Origin of the sequence: Puniceicoccus vermicola, from assembly GCF_014230055.1 — a bacterium.
Classification (GTDB): domain Bacteria; phylum Verrucomicrobiota; class Verrucomicrobiia; order Opitutales; family Puniceicoccaceae; genus Puniceicoccus; species Puniceicoccus vermicola.
In genome coordinates, this window is sequence record NZ_JACHVA010000101.1 from 110903 (window position 1) to 137888 (window position 26986).

A 26986-nucleotide genomic window follows, 5' to 3' on the forward strand; every position below is an offset into this window, starting at 1 on the left:
GAAGATGATCGTATGATGACTCAGGCATACAATTTTGACCTTCGGAAGTACACCATTTGCGGCGGCGAGCCGATACTGGTTGTTGTGCTATGAAAGGAGAAATGGACCTAATCTCGAGTACTTCGATTCCAGTGAACCGCAAGTCTGCTCGATTGCTCGCCATATTGAACGAGGAGGAAAGTCGGACGTTCTTTCCCTGTGGTTTGGATGCGGCGAGCGGTGGCATTCCCTGGGAGTTGAAACAGGTTCTTCCAGAGAACTGCACGAACTTAGAGGATTTAATTCGAGAATATCAACCGACCGTGATTATTGGGGCCTGGTCGACTCCGCTCCTGCCGGAGGTTGATGGTCAGTCGCCCGCTCCGTATTACTGTCACGTTTGTGGATCGGTTCGAAAACAGGTCCCGCGGACGATGATCGAGAAGGGTATGATCGTCACGAACTGGGGAAATACAGTTGCGGCGATCGTGGCCGAAACGGCACTGATGCTGGCCTTAGCCTCGTTACGTAATCTCACTCATCATTTTTATGCGATTCACTTGGAGGATGCGTGGAGACGTGAGACACCCATTCCGGCGGAAAGCCTCTATGGAGCCCGGATCGGGATTCACGGTTTTGGATTAATCGGTCAAGAATTGTCGAGCTTGCTAAAACCTTTCGGGGTGAGGACTTTTGCGTATGATCCTTATCAGGATGAATCGGTTTTTAAGGCAAAAGGTGTCTCTACAGAGAGCTCCTTGGAGGAGCTTTTCTCGTCGAGTGATGTCCTTTTTGAATGCTGTGCGTTGACGGATAAAACTCACGGAATCGTCTCACGCTCACTCCTTGAGTCGATGCCTAACGGTGCCCTTTTTGTGAATGTGGCCAGAGGCAAGTTGGTTGATCAATCGGCGTTAACCGAGCGGGTGGCGAATGGATTCCTGCGCGCTGGATTGGATGTATTCGACAACGAGCCTCTCGCTGGCGACTCACTCCTGCGAGGGGAGCGAAATTTGGTAGCGACTCCCCATATTGGCGGAAATACGGCGGATGCTCGCGTTAAAGCTGGCCGCCTCGCCCTCGCGAACATCAAACGGTTCCTCAATGGGGAAGAACTTACCAGCACGGTGAGTCCTGAGCAGTTCGATATGATGACTTGAGGCTTTCCCATCTTGAATAACCGTATTCAGTATAGCCGATAAAGCAGGCAGAGTTCGATCTCTGCCTGTGCGTGTAGCAAACGGATCGGGGGTCTAGTCGAGGATCTCTGAGTGGCCGTTTTTTTCATAAATGACGGAGCCTGTGGAGGCGTCGAGAGTCAGTTGTCCACTCATATCCTTCGGATTGACAAGTTGGAATAGGGTTGCCCATTTTAGCTGCGTCCCGGGTTGTGCCTGGACCGTGAGGACATTCTTTCGAATCTTTCCCTCCTTCTTCATCCACTCGATTTGTTCTTTGACGATGAGCGAGGCATCGGTTTTCTCTAGGGGAAGCATAGTTACATTGAACTCGCTGTCCCCGACAGAAGTCCGGGCGTGAAGGCTGTCCGTCAGGAAAAATGAGCTTTCGCTGTGAAAAATCGCTTCGGCTGTTGCTGGCGATTGATGATGGATCTCGTCAATAATGATCCAAGTGGTTGCATCGACGAGATAGAATGTCCTCGTGCATCGAATGAGACCGGGATCCCGATAGGCCGGGGTGAGGTCGCATTGGATCCGTGTGATTTGATGGTTTGTATCGACCGAGACAATTCTCGGGAAACGCTTCTCCCGAGCATAGGCGTCTGTATGGAGCCAGTTATCGTTGGATCCGATCTGGCTGTTGCCGTTTACGAGAAGTGTATTTGCATAGGAGGTTTGCCGGTCCTTGGTATAACCGGGAGGGGCGATCAGCCAACTCCGATTGCCGAATACCAAAAACGTTCCGGCATCCGGCTGGCTGTGGCTGCTGCCTGGATTGAATGGGTAGGTTTCGGTCGTGAAACGGCCGCCGGGAGGAGTGGACTTGATGCCGATAACGGTACCGTTTCCCGTCCAGGAGCTCCGCCAAAGAAAGATTCCCTGCTCTTTGAACCAGTGTTGAGTCGGAAGATTTTCGGGCGATTGTGGCTGTACTTTCGGATCGTACCAGATCAGGCCGAGAAACCGAGTTAGTGGATTGTGGCCCGTAATGTTTCTTCGATTTTCGTCGGACAACCATTGGGCGAGCCCACTCCGGTACTCTCTCGCGAGATAAGTCATGTATTTCGTGTAATCGTGCCAGCTCTTCGAGGGGCCGTCGCCGAAATTGAGAACGTCAAGCCTGGGTCGAGTCAGCCCGGCCGAGTTCGTTTCGACGAGTCTGCTCTCGGGTGGGAGGAGAAAGTAGGCCTGGGCGAGTGGAACGTTCTCCAGTCCTTGGTTCCCGCGAAACCAGTCAATGCCAAGATTCTCTTTGGCGATCACCCCAATCGGGACCAGCGCCGAGAGGCCGTATTGCCAGTAGGGAACTCCTTCTGCTGCGAAGAACCCGTCGGTATGGGATAATGCTTCAAAGGTAGGTGCGGCGACTTCCATAGCCTTGTGGATAATGGCTTGGGCCCGCGGATCCTCGTTTCTCAATGAAACCCCAACAGAGATAAGACCGAGAAGTCGTAACGCATTGTGGTTATTCTGATAGCCTGGGAGGCCTTTCCCATTTACAAATTCGGCCATTTGGGTCGCGCGTGCCAGTAGCTCTTCTTGAATCGTAGCGGTGACTTCACTGGGAAGATCAGGTCCGCACCAGTCATAGGCCAATGACAGGCCGAACATAACGTGTGCTCCGGCCAAATCGACGTTCGGGCCGCCGTATTTATGAACTCCCCACGCTGGTAAGTTGAGGACATAGTTGACGGTCTCTAGGAGAGCTTCAAGATCCTCTTCACGTTGTTCGAGCCGATAGAGGAAAGAAAGCGCGGCGATGAAATCTCCCGCAGGTCGGAGGTCGGACATCGCATTGTTCGGGCGGGGTTCGGTGTCCTGCTCCCAGTCGAATCGATCCATTCGGGCTTCTAGTGATGTTCGCAACCGGGCAATCTCGGAAGCGTAGGGCTCTTTGTTGAGACGGGTTTGCAGAAGTTCCCATTGTTGCGGGGAGTGGACGAATAGATGTGGTTGTTTGCCGGTAGCAAAAAACGAGTCTTCAGAGGCTTGGGGGCGCGAGGGAGTCGGATTGGCAGTTTTAGGTCCTTCAGTTGCATCTCCGGTGCATCCGGTACTCTGCTGGGTGAGAATGGTTCCGAGGCAAAGTGCTAAAATTGGGATTATTTTTTCCATAGATTGATATGAGGGGAGTTCCGGGTATGACAAATAACTTTGTATGGAAGAGAAAACGGGGATCGCAAAGAAGGTACCGTTTCTAACTGTAAACAGAAGAGCGGGGTAGAATTATTACAGTTAATATTTATACCTTCTTTATTCGGACGAGCTTAGAGGTATTTTGCTGGAGTTATGAATATCCTACCTCACTACCAACCGTATTCTCGCAAACTCGTTCCTCTTTTAATTGGCATGGTTCCGGTTTTAGGTCTTCAGGCAACTGACTACCAATGGGATAGTTCTTCCTCTGGGGGATGGGGGGATTCCATCAATTGGAGTCCGGTCGGAATTCCCGGAGTTTCAGATAACGTGACCGGTGCCAGTCAGTTGGGCAATCTCGAAGTCCGTGGAAACGAGTCAATTGATAATTTTAGCTACGCAGGCAATATCGGTAACTGGCAGGTCGTCGGCGTTGGGGATGTTAGTTTATCGATCGGCGGGACATTATCCTTATCAGGTGACGATAACCTGGCTTTCCGGAAGTCCTCTGGATCAAATACGTTTGATCTATCGGTCAACAATATCGACATGTCGGGTTCGGGCATTCTATTGGTTGGGGCCAATAACAGTGTAAACTCGATTCAGAATCTTTCTGTCTCGGGAACGACATCAGTAGGCACCGGGGGGCAGCTAAGGATAAATGTCGATAACGATTACAGTATTGGAGAAGTCGTTGCCTCAGGTGGGGGAGAGGTCTATCTCAATTCAGCTCCTCAGGATAAAGGCCCGATCATGGCAACCAGTTCGGGGCTTTCCGGTGGTGGAGGTACCATTTTTGGAGGTCTTTTTTCTGGGAACGCAACGACTCTACGGATTGAAGTCCTTTCGGCAAAGAGTTCGGGAACGGTTCTGGCAGATCTAGATTCTAGTCTTGCTCTCGTCGTAGCCGGTAGCTCATCCCAGACTTTATACGGAAACAATACCTATACTGGAGGCACGGAAGTCGAGTCGGGGTCTTTGGTCGCGGGGTCGACCAGTGCGCTGGGATCTGGCAATGTCACGGTTAATGGAGGCACCCTGGATAGCGAATCTAGTGTAGTTCATATTGGAGGGTCGCTTAATCTGAATGGCGGAGAACTCCAGATCAATGGGGAGAATATTGGCAGCTACCAATTGGCATCGGGAGAGGTCCTTACCTTGGATGGAGGGACGATCGTGTTCGACTACGATAAGGATGCCGAAATCAATGATGTGATCACGAGTTTGGGCGGGGCGGCGATGTTTAATCTGATTGATGGGATCATTGACCTCGGCGGCTCTGATTGGGATTATTCTACGACCTATACCCTGTTTTCCGGTTTTGATTCGGGCACTGTGGGAACGATCACCTTTGAGAATTATGATACGGCGAATTGGGAAGCGAGTCTGAATAGTTCTGGAGAATTGAGTTTTGAGGCGATACCTGAATCCCAAGCCATTCTGACTGTGATTCCCGGTGTGGTCGGCCTTTTTGTGCTGTTCCGTCGCCGCCGCAAATAATGAGGCTACGGAGTCTATACGGATTCGTAGGGTGCACTCTCTGGGTCTCTTTGATGAGCCACTATGTGTCGGGTTCCGAGCCGGTGGACCTCTCTACAACTTCTCTTGAAGTAGACTGGTTTGCAGTGGAGACCTTTGAGTCTGAGGATTGGGAAAATCGTTGGGTGGTAGAGTCGCAAGGTCCACGGGCATATATTGAAGCGGGTGAACTCAAAGTGCGGCCGGTCGACAACAATCGAAAGCAGGCAGGCACTACGATCTGGATGCGTCAGGCGTTGCCCCCCGATGTCGTGATTCGGGTGACGGCTTCGACCGCAGCGGTTGAGGGAGACAATGCATGTAACCTGAATTTTTTCGTTCATGCTCGGGAGGAGAATGGATCCGCGCTGCAGTTTGGTCGCAGTGGGCTTTATCGGGACTATCACTCGATTCCCAATTACATCTTCACGCTGACTGGAGGGTTCATGCCCGGTTGGGCCAGAGCCCGTCTGGATCCCGGTTTTCATCTCCTGAGTGACCAGCGGCAGTTTCGTTCCGAGCCCGACACCGATTACGAGTTTGTGATTGTCGTCTCGGGTCCTCGTTTGCGCTACTTTTTGAATGGCAGGAAAGTTCACGATTTCACTTTGGATGATCCTCTGGAAGGAGGCTGGTTCGGCCTACGAACGTGGTTCTCCAGTGTCAATTTTGAGCAGGTGCAGATCGGACGACTGATCGGTGAAACTCCTCAAGGTTGAGGACGCATATCGTTAGCGAGGTCTGCTTCGTAAAGAATTGAATTCGTTTGGTTCCGGCTAATCTTGCTTGGAGTGAGGGGCACAAGGTGATTATCCCCGTTCTCGGGGGGATCTCCAATCGACAATGGAAGTGTACTAGCTCTTTCGTCTGTTTCCTGCACGAAGCATCAACCCGGATATTGAGCCGATGAAGAATGCCACGGACAGAATGGCCAGTCGGCCTGTCCAGGGATTGGGAATGAGTGCGAGCGCCCCGATAAAAAGGGTGATCGCGAGTCCGAACCGGCCGAGAAGACGAAGCTGTACATCGTCGTTGGCCTCACCGATTTCCTTTTCGAAGTCGACCGGAGTGTGCATTTGCAAAAAGAAGTGATCGACTTGCTTTCGATATTGTTGCGAGGAGTGCTTCCAGAAAAGGGCCGAGCCGAGAAATCCAACTGTGCCGGCGCAGAGGTTGTAGAGAATCTGTTCTTGGAAGTTCCAGGATGCTCCGAAAAGCTCTGCGCTGTAGTGCCCGAGTACGGACGGAATGAGTGCAGCGATCACTGAAGAAACCGCGGCCCAGCGGGGAACGCGGCGAATGAACAGACAGAGGAGGAGCGGAACCGCCAGAGGAATCCCGAGCATTGCCCCGATTAAGAGCATGATGTCGAAGATCCCCTTGCCATCTTGACCAGAGAAGTAGAGTGCCAGGGAGATGATCGAGGCACCGAAGAATATGGTGAAACCTCGTCCTATCCAAAGTCGCCCAACAGCCTCGCTGGGAGTGATACCAAGTATTTTACACAGGCTGGGATAGACATCCTGGGTGATGATAGCGGCATTCCGGTTCAGGCCCGTATCCATAGAACTCATCGTTGCAGCGAAGATCGCGACCACCATGAGGCCAACGAGCCCATCCGGCAGGAGAGAGAGACTCATCAGTGCGTACGAGGCTTCGGCTGGCTTGGAAATTTCAAGCGCGTCTATTTGGTCTGCGATGAGAAGTCGAGCCGCCATGGGTGGAACGATCCAAACCACGATCCCAACGGTCATCATGATACAGGCGAGAAGGGCGGCTTTGCGGGCTTCTCTGCCATCTTTGACGGCGAAATATCGGGGCGCGGCACCTAAAGTATTGTAACTGAAAATATTTTTGCAAGCCATCGCGATGGCCCAGGTAATGGTGAAAGAGCTGGCGGTGAATCGCCCGGGTTCGTTGAACAATTGAAAGTCCTGGCTAAGGCCTTGGCTGCGGATTCCCTCTAGGAGACCGCTGAATCCTTTCAATTCGATGAGGCAGAGGATGCAGACCAAGAGAGTGAGAGGTATCAGGATCAGGCTTTGGAGGAAGTCCGTCGCCATCACTGCCCAGCTCCCGCCCGTAAGAGAATAAAAAAGAACGACGAACCCAATCACGACAATCACTCCCTTGATGGGAAATCCAAAAATAGCGGAGGTGAAGAGAGCGAGCCCGTAGAGATGAAGAGCTCCGTATAAAAGGGCCGTTATGACCGAGAACCCCGCGTAGAATTGCTGGGTTCCCACCCCGAAACGATTTCGGATGACCTCTGGTGCAGTAATAGCCCGCATTTGTCGAAACCAAGGAGCGAGAAACAGAAAGTTGAGGAAGAATCCGATTGCGTTGGAAGCGTAGATGACGGTTACGGACCACCCGCTCTCAAAAGCGACTCCGGCCGCCCCTGTAAAGGTCCACGCACTAAAGGAGGCCATAAAGGCACTGGAACCGACAAGATACCAGGTGCCTTTGCATCCGCTGCGAAAATAGTCACTTACATCGGTACTTAATTTGCGCAGAGCGAATCCAACACCGAGGAGCATAACCAGATAGCCCCCGATTACCACGTATTCTATGTTGCTTGGAGTCATGATGCGGAGGGGTTCGGTGGGCTACCCCACCAGTTCATTCTGCGACAGGCTTCGAGGGCCTCGGACAGCTCGGGGAGTTCTGGTTTCCAGAACTTTTCCCACTCGAGGCTGACGGGGCCGGAGAAGTTATAGGCCTCCAGTTCGGGGATCAAAGTGGCAAACGGGAAGTTCCCTTCGCCAGGCAGAGCGAAGGTTTCGGGTTCGCCGGGGTTGGAACCCTTTCGGCGGTCTTTGACATGGATGTGGGCAACCCACGGTGCAATCGACTGCCAAGTGCTTTGTGGATCTTCTTCGCCTTTACTCCATGTGTGATGGGTGTCCCAGAGGATCTTCGCTGGAGTTTCGAGTATTGATTGGAAGCGTTTGATCGCTTCGGTGGTTAGCAGGATGTCATGAGTTTCGACAATCACGTCAACTTTCCAGCCGTGGTCGTCTCGCTTCTGGTTCCACCATACAAAAAAATCACGAACTTGCTGGAGGTGGGTTTCTTGTAGATCCCCGAGTCTAGGCCGACCGTCAAATACTCGAATGGATGGCACGTTGAGGGCGTCTGCCCAAGGTGCAAGCGCCTCGAGTTCAGTCCAATCTTCTTGGGACGGACCGATTACACGAACCGATGAATCCAAACTACAGATTGGCAGTGGGAGAGATTGAGCGAGGCCGCAGGCCGATCTCGGAGAGCCGAATATTTCTATGAGGTTGTCTCTCAGGTTGACGTTTCCATTGAGAGCACGAATTTCAAGAGAGGACAGGTTGTATCGTCGCGCCAGAGCGAATGCTTCCTGGAGCGTTCTGTGAGGGCAGCCCAGGGTGGAGAATGACCAGTTCATTGCGATGAAATCCTGTGAGTTTTCCGGGGGGGCACCGTTTACGAAAGGTGCTTTTTCATCAGGTGCCGGGTTATTTCGTGAACGCGATGAGGATCTTCATTATTGTGTGCGTAGTAATACAGCGAAAGGTGATCGGGGCGATGGCTTTCGAGAAAAGAATCCAGATTCTTCTCATACTCGGGAATTGCGACTGTCGGCATGAGCATATTCTCAATCAGGGCAAAACTTCCCTTATTGTTTCGCCGAGCCTCATCTTCCATGCGATCCCATACGCTTTCGATTCGATATTTGTGCCACTGAGGTTCCTCGTGGAAATAGCTCTGCCTAGCCAGATTCCCGTCATAGCCAGCGTAGTCTATGCCTGAGATACTTCCGCCACCGAGAGTGAAGCGTTCGGTGGAGGTTTTCTGGTTAAAAAGAGTTATCAGGAGTTCCGGGTTCAGCGATTTACAGTGGCCGGTCAGTTCTGTGAGAAACTCGAGATAGCTATCTTCCATCTCTTCGACGGTTGGATCGGGTCCAAACTTCGAGATTGTATCTGGATGATGAGAGATGGTCTGCTCTTCCTTGGGTTCGTCCCAGATTATGCCGTCAAGAGGGTAGTCGGTGAGAAGCGTCTTCATGAAGGACTTAATCCAATCACGAAAGGCTTGGTGCTCGATGCAAGCGACTGGGCCGAAGAACGTACTGAAGTTCGGGATTTGGGCTTCCGGGTTCTGGGTAAGCCATAGGCTGGGAGTGAGAGGAGCCCCGGCGAATCGACCTCCGATTCGGCTGGGAATGACAAAGACTTTCAATCCCGCCTCATGGGCTAAGTTCACTTGAAGCTCGAACGCGCGCCGAGAGTAGACCATTTCACTTTCACTGAAGGAGAGGCAGACCGCATTGAATCCGCAATCGAGCATATCATCGAAGTTTTCCTTCAGTTGGTCTGGGATGACAGTCCATAGGCCATGGTTTAAAAAGTATGCACTGACTAGCATTGGGTATTTGTTTCCTCGGTATCGGAGTTTTAAATTAGTGTCTCCAAACTTTGAAATCTATTTATGATAGATCCTTTTCGTCGGGAAACGTCTTGAGTGATAAATTACTCGGAGCGTGCGACTCAATTGTGCACGAATTTTAACTGTATTATCCAACGGTGGAGGGCCACCTTCTTCCTTTCCAAGGGCGACCTCCCATCGAGTAGGAGTCAATCCCTGTGCGAAAGGGGTATTGTCGAATCAAAGGCCAAGACACCGTCGTGCTATCCAGTGAGCGGGTGTCCAATCCGGTCAGTGTGCGCTACGCATGGGCCGGGGATCCGTTTTTCGCCAATTTACGAAATTCGGATGGTCTGCCCGCTGAACCTTTCCGCACGGATGAGTGGCTCCCTTACGAACGAACTCTGGAATAGGTTAGGTGGTATTAGAGGGTGCTAACGCTCGGTGCAAGTGGAGTGAAGCCCGGCGATGACTTCCCCCTCGGAGCGCGGACTTCAGTCCGCCCCGATGGATTGGCCGCGAAGGAGGGGAATCTTCGGCAAGGCGATGGGAATATGGCTGAGGGGCATGCGGGGCGGACTGAAGTCCGTGCTCCATCAAGAAACTTCTTCGATTCATCGGGCCGAGCTATACCCTTGGCCCTCCGCGCGGAGGGATCGGTGCGCTGGGATTGGAGAGTGTTTCGCCCTCGCACCAGATGCCGTCGACCAAAACTCGTCGCGGGGAGGTGGGGAGGCCGAGTTGATTGTGGGTGAGTCGGGAGACGACGAGCTCGCAGACGGCCCGACCCACTTGGAGGTTGTTCTCATCGATCCCGGAGAGGTGGGAGTCGGGAGGACGATTGAGGGAGACGAGTCCGATGTCTTGAGGAGGAGCGAGTTTCAGTTCGTTGAGCCACTGAATTTCTTCGCCGAGGAGGGTGATCAGGGCATCTGGGCGATGGCGCTCATACCAGGACTGAAACCGGGAGCATTTGGTGTCGTGAATCGTTCCGGTGAAAACTGGAATCTGAAGCGACTTCGGGCGTCTGAAATTGCAGGCAAGGTAAGCCGAAAGCCACGAATTGTCATAGCCGTCACGCGCTTCAATTGAGTGCTCGGGGAGGCAGATTCCGATTCGCTTGTATCCGCGGCGGAGGAGTTCGAGGTAGGCGCGGTTCGTATTGCGCTGGTGGTCGGTTGAGGCGCGGTCGATGGGAAGGTGCGCGAATACGTCACTGACCGTAGCGATAGCATAGCGGTCCCAATGGAGGTCCGGGATGGGGAGACCTTCTTCTCCACCCGAATAGGCAAAAATGATGCCCGCGATTCCCCGTGAGTAGAGAATGCGATCGAGCTCGACACTTTGCTTCTGGTTGGAGGGCACGGGGAAGACCTCGGTGCTGTATCCGTATTCCTGAGCGTGTTCGCAATGGCCTTGGTAGAGTCGCTGGGTCGTGGAGTTTCTTGGAAAGTGCTTTGGGTCGGTTCCCGAGAGAATGGCGATGGTGCTGTGGATCTCCGGTGTGCGACCTTGGCGAATCTGTTCCATGAGGGCGCTGACCTGCGGGTTGGGACGGTAGCCCGCTTTTTGGGCTTCCTGCCAGACGCGCTCCCGAGTCGCGGGAGCAATGGAGGGATGATTGCGTAACGCGCGCGAAACGGTCGTCTGAGAGAGTCCGAGTTGATCGGCAAGTGCGCGCTGGTTGAGCATGGTAGCAGGAATGAATCAGGAAATAGGGCGGAAGAATGTCAATTCCGGATGCATCGTGAGTCATTTGGCCGACGTCGACATCGTTGGGAGCGCTGGCAAAGGTATTCCAGTAGCACAGGCATCCTGCCTGTGGACCGACCCAACTGCTACAGGCATCCTGCCTGTGGATCGATGAAACGAACACAGGCAGGATGCCTATGCTACGAAATGTCGATTTCTTACACGAAAACCAAATGAATCTACGATGATCACGGATACCACCCAACACCCAGCCGACTCCATCGAAAATCTGATCCAATCGATGAGTCTCCGCGAGAAGATCGGCCAGACCGTTCAGCTAGGCCTCAATTCGCGGTTTTGCAACGAAGAGACCTTGGAGCGTCATTTGGAAGAGTTCCCGGTGGGGAGTGTTTTTTGTGGGGGTGAGATCATTACCTCGGCCGAGGGGAAGTCGGCTGCTCTGCGCGAAAAACTGGCGCGGGCCCAGAGGGCCAGTAAGTATCCGCTTTTGGTGGCCGGAGATCTTGAGTCGGGAGCCGGTCAGGCGGTGGCCGACAAGACTCGATTTCCGATGCTTCTCTCTCTGGCCGCGTGCCGGGATGAGAAGATGGCCTATGAGTATGGAAAATACACCGCCCTCGAAGGACGGGAGGCCGGGTTCAACTGGACCTTTGCGCCGGTGGTCGATGTCCAAAAGAATTGGCTCAACCCGATCGTAACCAACCGCGGCTTAGGCGATGATCCTCAGCGGGTCGCGGCTCTGGCTGGAGCGATTATTGAGGGCATGCAGGATCACGGGTTCGCGGCTTGCGCGAAGCACTTCCCGGGGGATGGAGTCGATTTTCGGGACCAGCACTTGATTACTTCGGTGAACTCCCTCACCGAGGAGGAGTGGTGGGAGGTACATGGGGGAGTTTTCCAATCCGTGATCGATCGAGGGGTGCGGACGATCATGCCCGGGCATATCGCTTTGCCTTGGTGTGACTCGTTTCGATCTTCTTCGGGACGACCCAGGCCGGCGACACTGTCGGAACCGATTCTCACCCAATTGCTGCGGGAGCGGATGGGGTTCGAAGGGGTTCTGGTTACGGACGCCCTGATTATGGCCGGGTTTGTGGGGTTTGCCTCGCGGAGTGAAAGACTCCTGCAGGCCTTCGCCGCCGGCAACGACGTCATGCTCTGGCCCGAGAATGACTATTACTCGCTAATGGAACGAGCGATCGAGGAGGGGCGGGTGTCGACAGAAAGACTGGAGGCGAGCGTTCGTCGCATCCTCACTCTTAAGCAGCAACTGGGCTTGTTGGACGCAGCTGACGCGGCAGAACAGTTCGCCCCCATTGAGGAGGATTCAGAGGTGCGTCGACAAGCGGTCGATCTGTCAGCCCGGGTGGCGGACGAAAGCATCACTCTCGTTCGCAATCGCGAGAATTTGCTGCCGTTGAATTCAGACCGCGCACGATCCGTGTTGTTGCACAGCGCGATTCCCGAGCAGGCAGACAGCCGGTATATCGATCTCTTGGCGGAGACATTGGAAGCGCGTGGGCTGGAGGTTACTCGGCACAAGAATGGCAACTGCCTGGATGTTAATAAAATGGAGCAGGAGGGTAAACATTGGGATGCGTACCTCGTTGTCTATTCGCTGCAGATCCATCAGATGAAAAATGCTGTCCGTCCGGTAGGTGAGCTCGGCGAGGTGCAGTGGGCGCAGCAATATGCTGAGACGATGAAGCCGATCACCATTTCTCTGAACACGGCTTACCTGACTTTCGATAACCCGTATCTGGACACTCTCGTCAACGCCTACAGTCCATGTCCGACGGTGATTGACGCGTTGGTGCGCGCTCTCTTCGGAGAACTTCCTTTCGATGGCCAATCGCCCGTAGATCTTGAAACTATTCCGGAACGAACCGGGTTCCTAGGATAGGGCGAGCGAATCAAACCATGCATTATTTTTTTAACGTAAAAACCGACATTTTGACTTGAATGTTTTCCCGAAGGGCTTGCTTGGCCCGCCTTTGCGGGCATCGATTGTTGGGGCAAACTTTGAAGGATGGGATTGGGATGGCTTCGCCATGGTTTTTAGAAAGAAGAGGAGGAATAGAGTCGGAGGCCCATGGCTGGAGCGGATTGAGGCCGGGGACGTAGACTTTTTCCCTCGAACCAGAAATTGGGGATGGAGAGGACCGAGTTTGGGGTGTGTCGACCTTGCGTGTTCCTTTCCAGCCTTGATGCGAGGGTCTCGATCGCCGCGTATCCCATGGCTATATAGTTGGGACGGAGTCCGGAGTCGGGGCCGTTCATGGCGTCGATTCGGCATATCCCTACGTCGTCCGGCACGCATCTGCCTATCTGGTGGAGCCAACGTCCTAAGTGCGGGCCATTCGTTACAATTACATCCGGCTTCTCTCGCCGAAACCAAGGCGCGAGCAGTTCGTTCGACCAAGAGGCCGTCGGACTCTCCAAGGGTTGAAGTTTGTGAAGTTCCTTGTGTTTGTGCTGAAATACCAGATAAGCTGACATCATCGCCCAATGGCGGCGGATTTCGTCGTGCTTCGTAATTGTAAAACCAATGCGATTGTACCCGCGTAATCTGAGTTCTTCAAACATGTGCGCATAGTCATCGGGCACGTCGTGAATGATTTCGGGGAGATTGGGTTCGATCAGCGTTTGGCCGATTTCAACTGCGATGAAGTTCTCCCAATCGATCGACAAACGAAACGGGCCCCGTTTCAGTGCGGGTGTGATCACCAAGCCGCGAATCCCCCGTGCTTTGAGCTGACGGTTGAGAACCATTTGTTGTTTCTTCTCATCCGGATACGGGTGGCGCTCCAGTTGGTAGCCATTGGCCCTTGCGTACTCCGAAGCACCTCGAAATTCCTCTTCTAGCCAAGGGTACTCGCTGTATCTGGGGTTGGGGACGTCCGCCATAAAAGCCAAAGTTTCTCGGAAGATGGCTTTTTCTTTCTGTCGTACGAAAGTAAGTGCGCTCGCGAGTTGCGGGTCGCGCACGTACCCGAGCTGACGAGCCGCTTCGAGCACTCGCTGTTTCGTTTCCGGTTTGATATTCTTCAGACCCCGCAAAGCAATCGAGGCCGTAGCCACGGAAACACCCGCTTCGGCGGCAACCGTTCGCAAATTGACACGCATCTAACTGTTAGAATTCCAACTTCTTGTCGTAGCTCAAGAATAATCCGATAGTTCTCGTCTCGGTTGGATCTACGATTGGTCCTTCTGTAGTTCGTTTACAACTCAACCCTCAAAAGACCCGATACCCATGAAGTCTCTTACGAAATCAATTGTTTCCCTGGGCCTGACCTCAGCGTTTTTCCTGACTCTCCCCACGGCTGCCCAGGCGGCATCCGGCACATTGGTTGATTTTAACTTTACCGAGAGTCCGTTCTCGACTCTTCCCTCGACGCAGGATGCTACTTACACGATCGGCTTCGCCGCCGGTTCAAATTTTGGATCCGGCAACTACAGTGGCAGCGGTAACCTCTACGCTCGCGGAACAGGATCAGGTTCGCTTGCTTATTCTAGTACGGTCGGAGGCTCTGCGGATGTCGTGGATGCAGGAACGGGAAGCTATTTTGACTTTTCGCTGACGCCCGCGGCGGATCAAGAAATGACCCTTACCTCGTTCTCTGTCGATGTGGGAGCGCAACGACTGGGGAATACCTCGGTAGACGACTTCACGATATCGTACTTTATTCGTTCGAGTCAGGACTCATATGTTAGCAATCTTGCTACGGTGAATCGCTATGTGGGTGAGGGTTCTGGGACTACGGGGAATAACTACACCAATCTGAGCGTCGACCTGATTGGCAACAGCGATTTTGAAAATATAGCGTCGCTGGAAGAGGTTACGTTTCGGGTCTATGCGGTGATTTCCACCGGCACCGTAGATTCCAACCAGCTAATGCGAATGGATAATGTATTGATCACCGGTTCGACTTCATCAATTCCGGAGCCGACTTCGGTCGCCTTGGGGCTCGGAATGGTGGCTATGCTTTGGGTCGCTCGTCGCCGTTGCCGCGCCTAGACCCTTTTGACTCAGTTACGGTTTCGTTTTTCGCCATGTCCGTTTCGTTCGTGGGTAGGAGTCCTTACTTTTTGCTCTTGGTCTTCTCTGCTTTCATCCCGGGATTAGTTCCGGAGGCAGTGGCTGGTCCCGAAGAGGCATTGTTCTGGAGCTATGATGAGCCGGGAGCTCTGCCGGAGGACTGGAACGGGATCATTTGCGAGCTGGATGAATCGGAGTCGACACCCGATGGGGGCCCGAGTCTCAAGGTCACTCCTCTTCACGCCTTGGGAGAATTGAGATGGCCGCCCTATTTGGTGTTCTCGACCGATACCCGTTCCCTTCTAGGAGTAGGTGAGGTAGAGATTTCCTGTTGGGCGAAAAGTGATTCGAGCGCCCGGATAAGCATGCGCGTGACGAATGAGAACGCTCGTCCATTCAGCGAGACCCAACGCTTTGACTTGAGAAACGATTGGGAGAAAATCGAGTTCTCGGCTCCGTTGACAGAAACCGTATCCGGGAAATGGGCCTCCGTTCCCCGCTTGATCTTCAGCCAGTATGAACCAGGCGAGAGCGTTTATCTCGGGCCCCTTACGGTCCGGTTTGTGGGGAGCGGATTGCAGGAAGATCCTTCGGAGATGCTGGATCTACCCAAAGGGTGGATCGGGGTGGATATGGATAATCTCTATATTCAGCAGGGTTCAGCGTTGGATTTTACGGAGTTCGGTGGAACCTCTCAAGCAGGTATCCATGGCCGGGTGATCGCAAATTCTTCGGGTGAACTGGCATTCGCGGATCAGCCGAATGCGCCGGTCCGCTTCCTTTCTCTTCAATGGATCCCGAGATTTCCTCCCGGCTTTCGGAACTGGTCAGATGAGCAAATCGAGAGCTTTGCGGCAGCAGTCGCCCGTCAGGGATACAATATGGTGCGTTTCCATTTTCTGGATGACTATCTGAGCGGAAACAATCGGGCTGCCGCGCTGAAATCCGCGTCGCCCGATTCTTTAGCTTTGGCGATGTTAGCCGAAGACGTGCATTGGGATGAAAAGGCGCTTGATCGGACCCATTATCTCATGGCTCAGTTGAAAGAGCACGGCATCTACTGGAATATTGATTTGATGACGACCTATGTCGGTCATGGAAACGATCAATTCATTCTGAATGGTAGTGCTGCCTCGCTAGAGAACGCTCCATTCAACACGAAGGTGCAGATGTACGTCAATCCGATGTTTCGGTCCAATTGGAAGGCGGGAGCGCGCAAGTTGTTGAATGAAGTCAACCCTTACACAGGTTTAGCGCCGAAAGAGGATCCTGCACTCGCGATCGTAATGTGTTTGAATGAGCAGGAGATTCTCCTCCCTCACCGTGAATATGGGTCGGAACTCAACGAACCATGGCATGTATTTTTGACGGAGAAGTACGGAGATTATGAGAATCTGAGAGAGGCTTGGGCGGGAAAATGTGGTTCAATTGAATTGCCGGAATCCGGCCGCATCGACACGGATGTTCCCTCGATCAATCGTACCGCACTCAGCGATACTCAGGCAGGTTTGGATATGGCCCGGTTCGTTGGAGAAATGGAGGTTGAAATGTCTGAGTTTTACCTCTCTTTCCTCAAGGAGTTGGAATACGAAGGCTTGGTCACCAACTGGAATATGCGCACCCGGATCGGATCAGTTCCGGCAAGATCACTCTTTCCGGTGGTCAGCATGAATCAATATCACGCTCATCCGAAATACATCAAAGGAGGTGCAATTGTTTCCCAAGACAGTGCTCTGGCGAGTGGAGGGAACAGTTTTAAAGGCCAGTCGGTCGCCCGGTTCCTGGATCGACCCTTTCTCAATACAGAATTTGGACACCTTTTCTGGAATCGCTATCGTCACGAGCAGGGCATTCTTCATGGCGCAGGGGCAGCCCTTCAGGGGTGGGGGGCGTTGACTCGGCACGGAAATCAGGTCGTCGATGAAGTGGAATCGATGAGTTATTTTAACGCGGGTTACGATCCCATTTCCCGTGCGTCTGAAGTGCAGGCTGCGTTTCTCTTTCGACGGGGGGACGTGCGGAGTTCTCCGCATACCATTGAGATTCCGCTGACCGATGATTACATTTTTCGGGAAGGTCGCGCGTTGCGCGCATTAGATGATGAGCTGGCACGCATGTGGCCGTTGAGTCGGATTGGGATTACTTACGGTGAGCCACGCGTTGAGATTGACCCGGATCTCGTGGTTTTGCCGGGACAGACGGCCGAAATTAAAGGTGACCAAATGTTCTCCGTCGTCGAGGATGCTTCTTCCCGCGAGAGAATTGAGAGAATGGTGGGGGAGCTGCGTGAATTGCAGATCCTTGGGCCCGAAAATCGAACCGATCCAGCGGCTGGAATTTACGAAAGCGATACGGGTGAGGTTTTGGTGCGGACTGGTAATGGCGGCGAAATGATGGTGGAAACAACGCGTTTTCTTGGCGCCGTCATGAAGTTTGATAGGCCCTTGAGTGTGGGACCGATGCAGATTCTGCGATGCACGGAGCCCGCATCTATCTCCTTGATTTCGATTGATTCCGACCGCTCACGAGGACTACCGGATTCGAGGCGGATCCTTCTGGTCTTGGCGACGGATGCCCGCAACTACGGGATGGAGTTCACGGATGCCACTGAGGATACCGCGAGCTCAATGGGAGAACTTCCGGTCCTTTTGCAAACGGCCGAACTCAAAGTTCTCCTGAGCGGAGTCCGGGCGGATCTCGGTTTCAAGCTCTTCGCATTGGGCATGGATGGGAGCCGACGAAGTGAACTCCCTATTTCGGTAGACGCTCAGGGCCGGTTATTGATTGAGCTTGATACTCAGGATCTAGGAGCGATGGGAGGAACTCCCTTCTTCGAAGTGGTCCGTGAAGATTGGGATAAGGAGAACGAATAATATGCATGCTTTCAGAATTATATCGAGGAAGCGTGGTTTTACCCTCATCGAATTGCTTTCTGTAATTGCGGTGATCGGAATATTGGCTGGGATTATTATTCCAGTTGTAGGGCGAGTCCGTGAAAGCGCACGGAAGGCGGATTGTATCAATAATATTCGCCAGATAACGACGGGAATGTCGCTCTATGCCGGGGAGAATGGAAATAAAACTCCACCCCCGAGTATCTCTGGCGATGCTTCGAATCAGAAGAATACCTGGGGTTATATGCTTTGGCCCTATATCTACGGGAGCTATGACAATTACAATGACCGTGCATCTGATGGTCCGCAGAACTGTCTCCAAATGGGGACTCCCGTTTATGAGCCATGCCCGGATAACGTTTTCCGCTGCCCTGCGAACCGAATCGGCGATTACCCCGCATACGGTGGACGCGTACTGCCCTCGAGGCATTCTTATGGATTCAATTTTGGAGTGGGCAGTTCTCCGGTGGGAGGGAGTGCTCGTATGACGCCCGTTAACTTATTCCTCGTAACGGATCCGGCGAAGACCGCGATGACTCTGGAGTGTTCGGCTCCGTTTGCGAATCGTGATGTCTTCCGCATGTTTGGGCTCGCTCCTCATGGGGGAGAACTAAACGTAGCCTTCTACGATGGCCACATCGAATCAATGACTCCCGAGAAAATTCCCAGTAGCAGTAGCGATCCTTTCTGGTCGCTGTGAACTCAGAAAGATGAAGGAAGAGCGAACGAGAGGAATTGCGTCGTGGGGTGGGGGGAAGCTGACTCTCGGTAACGACTGTTTCGAGGAATCGTGGTCTCTCGTTTCGGATGGTTTTCTGCAGCCCACGGCTCTGCGGAGAGTCGATGGTCCTGAATGGTCCGGGAAAGAAGAATCCACCACTTCCTCAGATTCTCTTTGGAAAGCAGAGTTTCGTTGCGAACGCCAGTGTCTTCATCCGTGCGCAATCGAGGCCTTTGTCGTGACGTTGCGGCTTGAATCGCGCGTCGATTCCCGGCATTGGCGTATCTTTCGGTTTCAGGTCTATCCGGGTCTCGCGGGTTCAATTCTTGAGGTGTTCGGCCCCGGGGTAGAGGAATCTTTGGAAAAGTATGGGCAGGGAATATCCAGTATGGAAGTCCGCGAGGCGGATGGGGTCGAAATACGACCCAATGGACGATTGGATGTAAGTCTGCCGGATGAAATTCTGCCCCCTTTGGTCTTGAAGCAGAGGCATTGCACTCTGCGCCAGATCGAGTTCGTCGATCAGACCGATCACCATGCCGATTTCGTTTGTGAGCGAGAGTGGATGATGCATCCTTCCGAGAAAGCACTTCCGTTGCGCACGAATGTAATTTGCTTGGAACAGAACAGGGCGGAAAATGCAGGAGAGGGGATCCTCTGGGTTTTACTCGCTCCCTTGCGTCATGTGAGGGAGCCGTGGAGTCCTCCCTATGATTTTCTGATTTCTTTCGAGGTGGAAAGTCTAAAGGTCCGGGCGTTGGGGCTCGGTTATCCTATGGCGCGTCTGACCTATCGAGGAGGAAGGGTCGGGGCAGCATTTGAGTTGCAGAAACTCCAGCGGGTTTTGCACGAGTGGGACCCATCCCGTGACGGCCTGATCGTGTCCAACACGTGGGGAGACCGTGCGGCAGCGTCCCATTTGAATGAAGCGTTTCTTCGGCGCGAGATCGAAGCTGCTCGAGCCCTTGGAGTCGAAGTTGTTCAGATTGACGATGGCTGGCAGAAAGGGGAAACCGTCAATACGGTCAAGGATCCTCAAGCGGGAGTTTGGAACGGTTTCTGGGCAGCAGATCCCGATTTTTGGAAGCCCCATCCGGAACGTTTCCCGGATGGGTTGCGACCTGTCGTGGATGCTGCTGAGGCAGCGGAATTGGAATTGGGTCTTTGGTTCGCACCAGACTCCAGTTCAGATTTCCAGAATTGGGAGAAAGATGCAGAAGTCTTGTTGGCACTTTGGCGGGAGCTGGGAGTTCGTCATTTTAAACTGGATGCAGTTAAACTCAGAAGCCGTCTGGCTGAGCAGCGGTTTCACCAGCTGTGCGATTATGTCCTGGCCTGTAGTCAGGGAAAGGTCCTCTTCGACTTTGATGCCACGGCGGAAAGGCGCCCTACCTACTGGGGTCGTTTGTCCGGCGGCCCCATGTTTCTGGAAAATCGGTATACGGATTTTGGGAATTATTATCCTCACCAAACGCTAAGGGCTCTCTGGGACCTTACCCGCTATGGGTTTCTCCCGTCACGACTGCGACTTGAGTTTCTAAATTCGGACCGGAATGAAGATCGGTATCCGAGTGACGATCCGTTGGCTCCCAAGCATTGGCCGGCTTCGTATCAGCTGGCGACCGTTTTGCCCACCTCGCCCTTGGCTTGGTTTGAAATGAGTGAAATCACGGCGGCAAGGCGAGATGAATGGGGACAGCTATTGGCTTGTTGGAAACCGCATAGGATTGCTTTTCAGCGGGGAGAGATCCTGGCCATTGGGGAGCGCCCCAATGGATTCAGCTGGTGCGGATTTTTGTCCTATGACCTGAAATCGGAGGGGGCTCCGCTTTATGCCTTTGTTTTTCGGGAGCTGGCCCAAAATGAGGAGTTCGAATTTGATTTGCCCTCTGTATGGCGGTTGGCCCCGCGTGCATTGGGGGCTGTTGAGCAGATCGCGGGCAACGCCCAGGTGAGCGTTTCGTCGGCAGAGAGAATCAGGATCAAACTGCCGGAGCAGCGGGATTTCTCGATCCTTCGATGGTCGATCGAAAAACGGAAGGAATTGTATGAATGAGTTGGAGAGGAAAATGGAGATCCAGAAAGACGGGAGTTTTGGGGCGGTTTCGATAGGGGTCAATTACTGGGCTTCACACGCTGGCATCTTCATGTGGCAAAAATGGCGCCCTGATGTGGTCGAAGCGGATTTTGCCAATCTGGCGGAGCAGGGAATGGAAGTGCTTCGTGTGTTCCCATTGTGGCCGGATTTTCAACCAGTCAACAATCTGAGGAAATGGCATGCGACTCACGTTGAATATCGCAATGGAGAGGAGCTTCTCCAGAGGCCTGACGGTTTGGCCGAGGAAATGCTCGAAAGGTTTTCCTTTGTTGCGAACTGCGCAGCAAAACATGGGTTGAAACTCGTGGTCGGGCTCATAACCGGCTGGATGAGTGGCCGCCTTTTCGTTCCTCCCGCATTGGAAGGCTTGAATCCGATTACGGATCCCGAGGTGGTGAAGTGGCAACTACGGTTTGTTCACGGTATTGTTGATCGCTTCCGGTCAGAATCATCCATAGTCGCCTGGGATCTGGGGAATGAGTGCAACTGCATGGGAAAGGTGACGAGCGAGGAAGAATCTTGGGCGTGGACGGCATCGATCGCCAATGCCATCCGGGCCGTCGATCCATCGCGGCCGATCATTTCGGGAATGCACTCGTTGAAAGCGGACCCGAAGATGCCATGGTCGATTCGTGCACAAGGGGAACTGACCGATGTACTCACCGTGCACCCATATCCCCTCTTTACTCCACATTGTTTACGGGAACCCTTGAATACTATGAGACCATTGCTGCATATCGCAGCAGAGAGTTGTTTTTACTCCGATCTTTCGGGGAGCCCGGTGATTGTCGAGGAATTCGGGACTTTGGGGCCGACGGTCTGCGATTCGAAGGTGGCTGCCCAACTGGCCCGGGTGAGCGTGTACGATTGCTGGGCCCATGGTGTTGGCTCAGCGCTTTGGTGGTGTGCTTATGATCAGAACGAGTTGGAAGAGGCTCCTTACGATTGGTTATCCATCGAAAGAGAGCTGGGCTTGTTTAAGCCGAACCGGGAACCCAAGCCGGAAGCACTCGCCCTGGCCTCGGCCAGGCAGGAAATTCGGGATGCGAGTTCTGGAATAGAACGGCTTCCGTCCCGGAAGGTTGAGGCGGTCTGCCTTTTGACACCGGGACAGGATCAATGGGGGGCGGGTTTTTCGGCGTTTGTTTTGGCCAAGCAAGCTGGCTTTGATCTCCGATTTCACTACAGCGACCAGCCGCTGCCGGATGCTCCTCTATACATCCTGCCATCGGTCCACAACAAAGCTCCACTATCCCGACATCGTGAGCGTGAACTCTGGGAAAAGATCGAATCCGGTGCCGTTTTGTATCATTCGGTGGCTCTTATCGGGCTCGCGGAGACCAATCAACGGGCAGGATTCGATTTGATCCGTCATTCTGAACGCGCAAACACGTGTTCTTTTTCCTATGGGGGGCAATCGTTCACAGTCGATAGTCCGATGCGCTTTGATTTAAATTTGCATTCTGGAACAGAGATCCTTGCCTCAGAGGAGGACGGAAGTCCCATCTTTCTTCGCTGCCCGCAGGGTGAAGGTGAGGTCTATACTCTCCTGTTTCCTTTAGAGACTTTTCTGGCCAATTCGGCAGAGGTATTTCTGCCAGGGAGGGAACCGGATTATTGGAAACTCTATCGAAAGTTTTCCCAACGTTTCATTGATCGGAGAGTGATCCGAAAGGAGTCGCCATGGATTGGCGTGACGGAACACTTTCTGAAGAACGGAGATCTACTCGCGATTTTGACGAATTATTCTTCCGATCCGGTGCAAACCTCCTTGCAGATAGCCCCCGGTTGGGAACGAGATTTGAGTGACGGAATCGACGTGGAGTTTGATCCTTGCTCCAGTCAGCTTTGGCGTCTCAAACAGGAGACTTCGAAGGTGGGAGAAGACTGCGGTGCTTTTGAACCGGGTGTAGCGAGAGCTGGATGAAGGGGCGCCCTGCGTTCCATGCTCATGCCTATGGTCGGGCGAGAGCAGGGCAAGCGGAAGAAGGTTCGTAGCTTCTAGATTGAGGGGGAAACTAGTTGGTCAGTCCGAGCACCTTGCGGATCCACTGCATATTCACAGCAGTAGTTTTCTCGACATACTCCATCGCCTGTCTGGCGGATTGCCGAGCGGATTCGGGGTCTTGGTCGATCTTGGATAAGGTGTCGAGCACTCGGTCGGGTTGAACCTCCTCAATGTCTAATAACCAAGGGTGAAGCCCGATATCGGCAAACATCTCTGCTTTCTGGCCATGTTTGGGAGTGTAGTAGTGAATAGATGGCGTATGAGCTCCGATTCCCAGAATACAGGAATGGGGTTCCATGGCTACCATTGCGCGTGCTTTCGCGTAGATTGACGCGGCTGTGTCTAAGTCCCAGAAGGTCTCGGGGCCAACGACGTGGGACTGGATTGCATGTGGAAGCGGGTCAAAAAGGTAGGTGCGAGCCATCTCCACTTCTTTCTCCACTTCGGGCGCGAGAAGAACGGGTCTTCCTGTATTCAGGACCCATCCGATGATCACTGCACGGAGTTGATCGGCCCATCGATCGTTCTCGGCAATAAGTTCGGCAGAAAGGTGGGCAGGATTCAGGATGTTCTCGGCTTTGCCTTTGTTTGGGCTATTGGTCCGGAGCGTGACGGTCAGGTATTCTCCAGCCTTGAGGTGGAGTTTCTGGAGTAATTCGTTTGCACCCTCTTCGTTGCGTAGGTCCGTTCCGAAACAACCATCGGGACCAAATGCCAGTCGTCTTGGTTTCACCTCGCAGGATCGCAGGAATTGGAGGGAAAGTGTGTCACGGCAATAGATGAAGCTGGCATGGTTGAACAGTTCAACCACTTCTGTTTTCTGATCGTTGGGAAAACCATCAAAGGACTGTCCGTAGAGACCAAAGGGTTTCCTAGCCTCGATACACATTTGCATAAGCCTGAGGTCTGGCTGAAAAAAACGGTTGTACAGCATCCCGGAGTTCTGAATGACCAGGTCTGCTTTTTCGAATGCAGAGACATGTTCCTTCATCGGCCTATAGTCTTTCCCTTCTCGGGGGATGAAGGTGATTCGGGGGAATCTTTGTCTCAGCATGGCGAGGACGCTCTCTGACCAATCATGCAGTAGAACGCTGACTGAGGCCTCAGGGATATGTTGCTCGATGAAGCGGAGCGTCCCAGGGGTGTGACCCACGTCCCCGATATTTGTGGTTTGCCAGCCGGAATGAAGAAGAACGTGTTTCACTGAAGTGTTGTTTCCTTTGTGAGAAAAAGATCTGGATTTTTCGGCAGCCTATCCTGCCGCTGCAATCCGCCTAATGATTGAGTCGCCTTAATGAATCGTTCCCGTCAGAACGATGTCATCCACTCGGGCGACCTGCAACCAGTTCGGTTCCGAAGTGGTGAGATAGATGTAGATACGGAATTGAACCTCTTTTGAAATATTCTCAAAGCTGGGGTCGGACCGGAGATCAACTTCGATCTCCTCCCAGTGCGTATTCGAAGCGCTACTAGCCGCTCCTAGATAAATTCTTCCCGCTCCCAGTGTGTTCTGGTAATCATCGACGCTGGAGCGAATAAAAAACTGAGTGGTAAAGGATTCGGTGCGCTTCTCATTCTGTGCTAATCGTTGGCTGCCAATGCGCACTCGAAGCTCATCGAGAGATATTCTTTGATCCTCTTTCGGCGCGAGGGAAAACTCGATGAAACTAGCGGTTTCGATTACTCTATCTTCATCTTCCGGAAGATTTTTACTCGATTTTCCGAGGGCCAGAATCGGCTCACCGCTTAGTTGCATGGCCCGGGCGAATAGGGTGCCGGAGCTTTGACTCCAGCCCGCATCGGCTCCCGCACTCACGAGACTAGGGCCATAGTTCAACTTAAGGGTCAAATCTTGGTTGGAGGTGCTTGAGGAGGACTGGAAAGGGTCGCTTTGAAAATCGATCTGAGCGATCTCGACCGATTGAGCAGCCAATGGAACCGAGAGTAAAAAGGGAAGAGCTACCGGAATCAGGAAATGGGAGAGCTTCATTGGTTTTCTTTCAATTTGGAGGGTCTGTTTGGCGTAGAAACCACTCTACGCGATGGTTGTGATCTTGCTTCGCATCCCGGGAGTCTCAAGATTTGGGTTTTCTAACAGTTAGATATTGCGGCGGAATACGTTTCCCGATAAACAACGATGGAAAAGCTATTGGGATCGACGCGGCCTTTGGAGTAACTGCGCCCGACGGCAGGGCGCTGAAGCAACCCTGCTACTTTTTAATCCTATGAAAGAAAACTCCTCGAAAAAAGTTTGGTTCATCACCGGCAGCCAGCACCTCTACGGGCCGGAAACCCTGAAACAAGTTGCCGCGAACGCCGAGACCATTGCCAAGGCTTTGAACGCCGACGATTCCATTCCGGTGGAAGTAGTCTTCAAGCCGATCGTGACGACGCCGGATGAGATTCGGTCGACCTGCGTGGCGGCGAGCAGCGAAGAGGATTGCATCGGGCTGATCACTTGGATGCATACCTTTTCTCCGGCCAAGATGTGGATCAGCGGTCTCAACGTGCTGACCAAGCCGATCTGTCACCTCCACACCCAGTTCAACCGGGATATTCTCTGGGACGGGATCGACATGGAATTCATGAACCTGAGCCAGTCGGCCCACGGCGGGCGGGAGTATGGCCATATGCTGACGCGCATACGGATTCCGCGCAAGGTGGTCGTCGGACACTGGGAGGAATCCTCCGTGCGGGCCCAAGTAGCCAGCTGGGCGGGAGTCGCCCTGGGCTGGGATGAGGTGCGTCACCTCAAGGTGGTCCGCTTCGGAGACAACATGCACTACGTCTCCGTCACCGATGGCGACAAGGTCGAGGCCGAGCGGGTTTTTGGATTCGAGGTCAATACCCATGGGATCGGCGACCTGGTGGCCGTGATCAAGGAAGCCAGCAATAAAGAAGTGGCCGCCGTCTGCGAAGAGTATGCAGACTTGTACGAACTAACACCCGAGTTGGCGAAAGGCGGCGACCGACACGACTCCCTTCGCGAAGCGGCCCGGATCGAGATCGGATTGCGACGGTTTCTTGTCGAGGGGGGTTACGGGGCTCTCTCCGGAGCGTGAACGGAGGACCGGTTTTCCTCGCGATCCAGGTGGATTACTATGCCAAGATGTGGGTCAATGGGGACCTTGTCGCGGACATTGACGGGGGGCATGGGAGTCCGAAAGGATATATTTACGTCCCCGTAACGTTGGAGCCGGGCGAGAATCAGGTTTTTGTGAAGGTGGCTGCGGGAAGCAAAGGACACAAGTTTGCGCTGGCAGTCTCGGAGGTGGATTCCTCGGTCGGAACTTCGGGGTTTATGAGTGATCTCAATGAAGGGAAATAGAAGCTGGAGGATTGGAGCGTCGACTACACTGCGTTCACGCTGGATTGGAAGAGCCTGAGTTTCAATACAGTCCTGACTTGTTGATGGATCAACTCAAGAGCCGCCGCCCATAGCGGCATGGTCCGCTTACGCGCTCAAGCGGGTGTTGGACATTTGGTAGTTCAACGAAAGATGGGTCTTTGAATCTTGCGATTCGTCAGTGGTCCCGGTTGAGGTCAGACCGGATTCCTTGGCTTTCTGGTGCTCAAAAGTAGCCGCCGCGGTCGTGGATCTCTTCGGCGGTGAGGCCTGCGGCAACCCATTCCTTGATCTCGCCTTCGTTCCGTTCGATCTGTTCGGCGCGCTCCAGGACGGCGACGGCGATCTTGCGCGGGATGACGAGGGCACCGTCGATATCGGCGAGCAGGATGTCGCCGGGCTTGATGATGACTTCACCGACGAAGATCGGCACTTGGTAGTTGACGATCTTGGTGTGGGAGAGGGCCCCGTTGCTCGTGCGGTAACGGTACCAGATCGGGAACTTCTGACTGAGGATGTCCTTGGTGTCACGGATGCCGCCGTCTACGATGGCGCCGCGGCAGCCGCGCTTCATGGAGGCTTGGGTCATGACGCCTCCCCAGTGCGAGGCGTGGTCGTCTCCGTTGGCATTCCAAATGACGACGTGGCCGGGGCGCAATTCGTCGAGCATTTCGACGCGCACTTCCATTTCGCCGCCCATGGTGGGGTCCTTCACTGCTTTGACGGTGAAGGCTTCTCCGCAAACAACCATCTCGTCGCGCAGGGGCATGATGCTTGTCGGTAGGCCCTGATTGGGGAGGCACATTTCTCTGAGGACGTCGTTGACTGCACCTGTATACAGTTTTTCGAAGCGCTTGCAGAGTTCTTCTAGAGGGATACTCAGTTCAATGTTCTCCACCGTGTCGCGGATTTCCTTGAGTTTATCGACATGCATTTGCTTGCTCATAATAAT

General features: G+C 53.4%; 22 protein-coding genes. 13 read left to right on the forward strand and 9 right to left on the reverse strand.

The genetic code is table 11. The annotated features are described in order from the left end of the window. The first annotated feature begins 131 nt into the window (after nt 1-131). Nucleotides 132-1139 carry an NAD(P)-dependent oxidoreductase gene (locus H5P30_RS22520; RefSeq protein WP_185693296.1) on the forward strand — a complete coding sequence of 336 codons (1008 nt, stop codon included), beginning with the start codon at nt 132-134 and terminating at the stop codon, nt 1137-1139. A 93-nt stretch (nt 1140-1232) separates the two neighbouring features. On the opposite strand, the gene H5P30_RS12685 is transcribed toward H5P30_RS22520, so the two are convergent. Continuing rightward, on the reverse strand, nt 1233-3275 hold the full coding sequence (locus H5P30_RS12685) for a heparinase II/III domain-containing protein (RefSeq protein WP_185693297.1): 2043 nt from the start codon (nt 3273-3275) through the stop codon (nt 1233-1235). 174 nt (nt 3276-3449) lie between these two features. On the opposite strand from H5P30_RS12685, the gene H5P30_RS12690 reads away from it, so the two are divergent. Both H5P30_RS12690 and H5P30_RS12695 read left to right on the forward strand, forming a co-directional pair. Continuing rightward, nucleotides 3450-4796, forward strand: a complete 1347-nt coding sequence (locus H5P30_RS12690) for an autotransporter-associated beta strand repeat-containing protein (RefSeq protein ID WP_185693298.1) — start codon at nt 3450-3452, stop codon at nt 4794-4796. Nucleotides 4797-4849: 53 nt separating this feature from the next. After that, a complete protein-coding gene (locus H5P30_RS12695; protein ID WP_185693299.1) occupies nt 4850-5533 on the forward strand; it encodes a DUF6250 domain-containing protein in 684 nt (227 codons plus the stop codon). A gap of 135 nt (nt 5534-5668) precedes the next feature. Here H5P30_RS12695 and H5P30_RS12700 read toward each other — a convergent pair whose 3' ends face one another. The 3 genes from H5P30_RS12700 to H5P30_RS12710 are packed head-to-tail and all read right to left on the reverse strand — an operon-like array spanning nt 5669 to nt 9215. Continuing rightward, nucleotides 5669-7402, reverse strand: coding sequence for a sodium:solute symporter family transporter (locus H5P30_RS12700; RefSeq protein ID WP_185693300.1), 1734 nt, complete (start codon nt 7400-7402; stop codon nt 5669-5671). Next, entirely contained in the window at nt 7399-8232 is an 834-nt protein-coding gene (locus H5P30_RS12705) for a sugar phosphate isomerase/epimerase family protein (RefSeq protein ID WP_185693301.1), read from the reverse strand. Before H5P30_RS12705 ends, H5P30_RS12700 begins: the two co-directional genes overlap by 4 nt. A gap of 38 nt (nt 8233-8270) precedes the next feature. Next, nucleotides 8271-9215, reverse strand: coding sequence for a hypothetical protein (locus H5P30_RS12710; RefSeq protein WP_185693302.1), 945 nt, complete (start codon nt 9213-9215; stop codon nt 8271-8273). Between the two features lie 260 nt (nt 9216-9475). Here H5P30_RS12710 and H5P30_RS12715 point away from each other — a divergent pair, with 260 nt between their 5' ends. Continuing rightward, nucleotides 9476-9628 (forward strand): hypothetical protein, encoded by a 153-nt coding sequence (locus H5P30_RS12715; RefSeq protein ID WP_185693303.1) that lies wholly within the window; start codon nt 9476-9478, stop codon nt 9626-9628. 214 nt (nt 9629-9842) lie between these two features. On the opposite strand, the gene H5P30_RS12720 is transcribed toward H5P30_RS12715, so the two are convergent. After that, complete coding sequence (locus H5P30_RS12720; RefSeq protein WP_185693304.1) at nt 9843-10907, reverse strand: LacI family DNA-binding transcriptional regulator; 1065 nt, start codon at nt 10905-10907, stop codon at nt 9843-9845. A gap of 10 nt (nt 10908-10917) precedes the next feature. Here H5P30_RS12720 and H5P30_RS12725 point away from each other — a divergent pair, with 10 nt between their 5' ends. Then, nucleotides 10918-11082, forward strand: coding sequence for a hypothetical protein (locus H5P30_RS12725; protein ID WP_185693305.1), 165 nt, complete (start codon nt 10918-10920; stop codon nt 11080-11082). A 69-nt stretch (nt 11083-11151) separates the two neighbouring features. Continuing rightward, nucleotides 11152-12831, forward strand: coding sequence for a glycoside hydrolase family 3 protein (locus tag H5P30_RS12730; protein ID WP_185693306.1), 1680 nt, complete (start codon nt 11152-11154; stop codon nt 12829-12831). A 155-nt stretch (nt 12832-12986) separates the two neighbouring features. Here H5P30_RS12730 and H5P30_RS12735 read toward each other — a convergent pair whose 3' ends face one another. Next, complete coding sequence (locus tag H5P30_RS12735) at nt 12987-14054, reverse strand: LacI family DNA-binding transcriptional regulator (protein WP_185693307.1); 1068 nt, start codon at nt 14052-14054, stop codon at nt 12987-12989. Nucleotides 14055-14181: 127 nt separating this feature from the next. On the opposite strand from H5P30_RS12735, the gene H5P30_RS12740 reads away from it, so the two are divergent. Genes H5P30_RS12740 through H5P30_RS12760 form a run of 5 tightly spaced genes read left to right on the forward strand, consistent with a single transcriptional unit; the run spans nt 14182 to nt 22607 of the window. Continuing rightward, entirely contained in the window at nt 14182-14946 is a 765-nt protein-coding gene (locus H5P30_RS12740; protein WP_185693308.1) for a hypothetical protein, read from the forward strand. Between the two features lie 35 nt (nt 14947-14981). Then, nucleotides 14982-17840: a beta-galactosidase gene (locus H5P30_RS12745; RefSeq protein WP_185693309.1), complete on the forward strand. Its 2859-nt coding sequence runs from the start codon at nt 14982-14984 to the stop codon at nt 17838-17840. Between the two features lies 1 nt (nt 17841). Continuing rightward, nucleotides 17842-18561 carry a DUF1559 family PulG-like putative transporter gene (locus H5P30_RS12750; protein ID WP_185693310.1) on the forward strand — a complete coding sequence of 240 codons (720 nt, stop codon included), beginning with the start codon at nt 17842-17844 and terminating at the stop codon, nt 18559-18561. 10 nt (nt 18562-18571) lie between these two features. Further along, a complete protein-coding gene (locus tag H5P30_RS12755; protein WP_185693311.1) occupies nt 18572-20638 on the forward strand; it encodes an alpha-galactosidase in 2067 nt (688 codons plus the stop codon). Further along, the gene (locus H5P30_RS12760; protein ID WP_185693312.1) at nt 20631-22607 is read left to right on the forward strand and encodes a cellulase family glycosylhydrolase; all 1977 of its coding nucleotides are present in this window, start codon (nt 20631-20633) and stop codon (nt 22605-22607) included. Before H5P30_RS12755 ends, H5P30_RS12760 begins: the two co-directional genes overlap by 8 nt. Nucleotides 22608-22698: 91 nt before the next feature. On the opposite strand, the gene H5P30_RS12765 is transcribed toward H5P30_RS12760, so the two are convergent. After that, entirely contained in the window at nt 22699-23892 is a 1194-nt protein-coding gene (locus tag H5P30_RS12765; RefSeq protein WP_185693313.1) for a polysaccharide pyruvyl transferase family protein, read from the reverse strand. Nucleotides 23893-23979: 87 nt separating this feature from the next. Further along, nucleotides 23980-24678, reverse strand: a complete 699-nt coding sequence (locus H5P30_RS12770) for a hypothetical protein (protein ID WP_185693314.1) — start codon at nt 24676-24678, stop codon at nt 23980-23982. A gap of 235 nt (nt 24679-24913) precedes the next feature. Here H5P30_RS12770 and H5P30_RS12775 point away from each other — a divergent pair, with 235 nt between their 5' ends. Beyond that, nucleotides 24914-25750: an L-arabinose isomerase family protein gene (locus tag H5P30_RS12775; protein ID WP_185693315.1), complete on the forward strand. Its 837-nt coding sequence runs from the start codon at nt 24914-24916 to the stop codon at nt 25748-25750. Next, a complete protein-coding gene (locus tag H5P30_RS12780) occupies nt 25747-26016 on the forward strand; it encodes a hypothetical protein (RefSeq protein ID WP_185693316.1) in 270 nt (89 codons plus the stop codon). Before H5P30_RS12775 ends, H5P30_RS12780 begins: the two co-directional genes overlap by 4 nt. A 244-nt stretch (nt 26017-26260) precedes the next feature. On the opposite strand, the gene H5P30_RS12785 is transcribed toward H5P30_RS12780, so the two are convergent. Next, on the reverse strand, nt 26261-26980 hold the full coding sequence (locus H5P30_RS12785; RefSeq protein WP_185693317.1) for an RraA family protein: 720 nt from the start codon (nt 26978-26980) through the stop codon (nt 26261-26263). Nucleotides 26981-26986 lie beyond the last annotated feature (6 nt).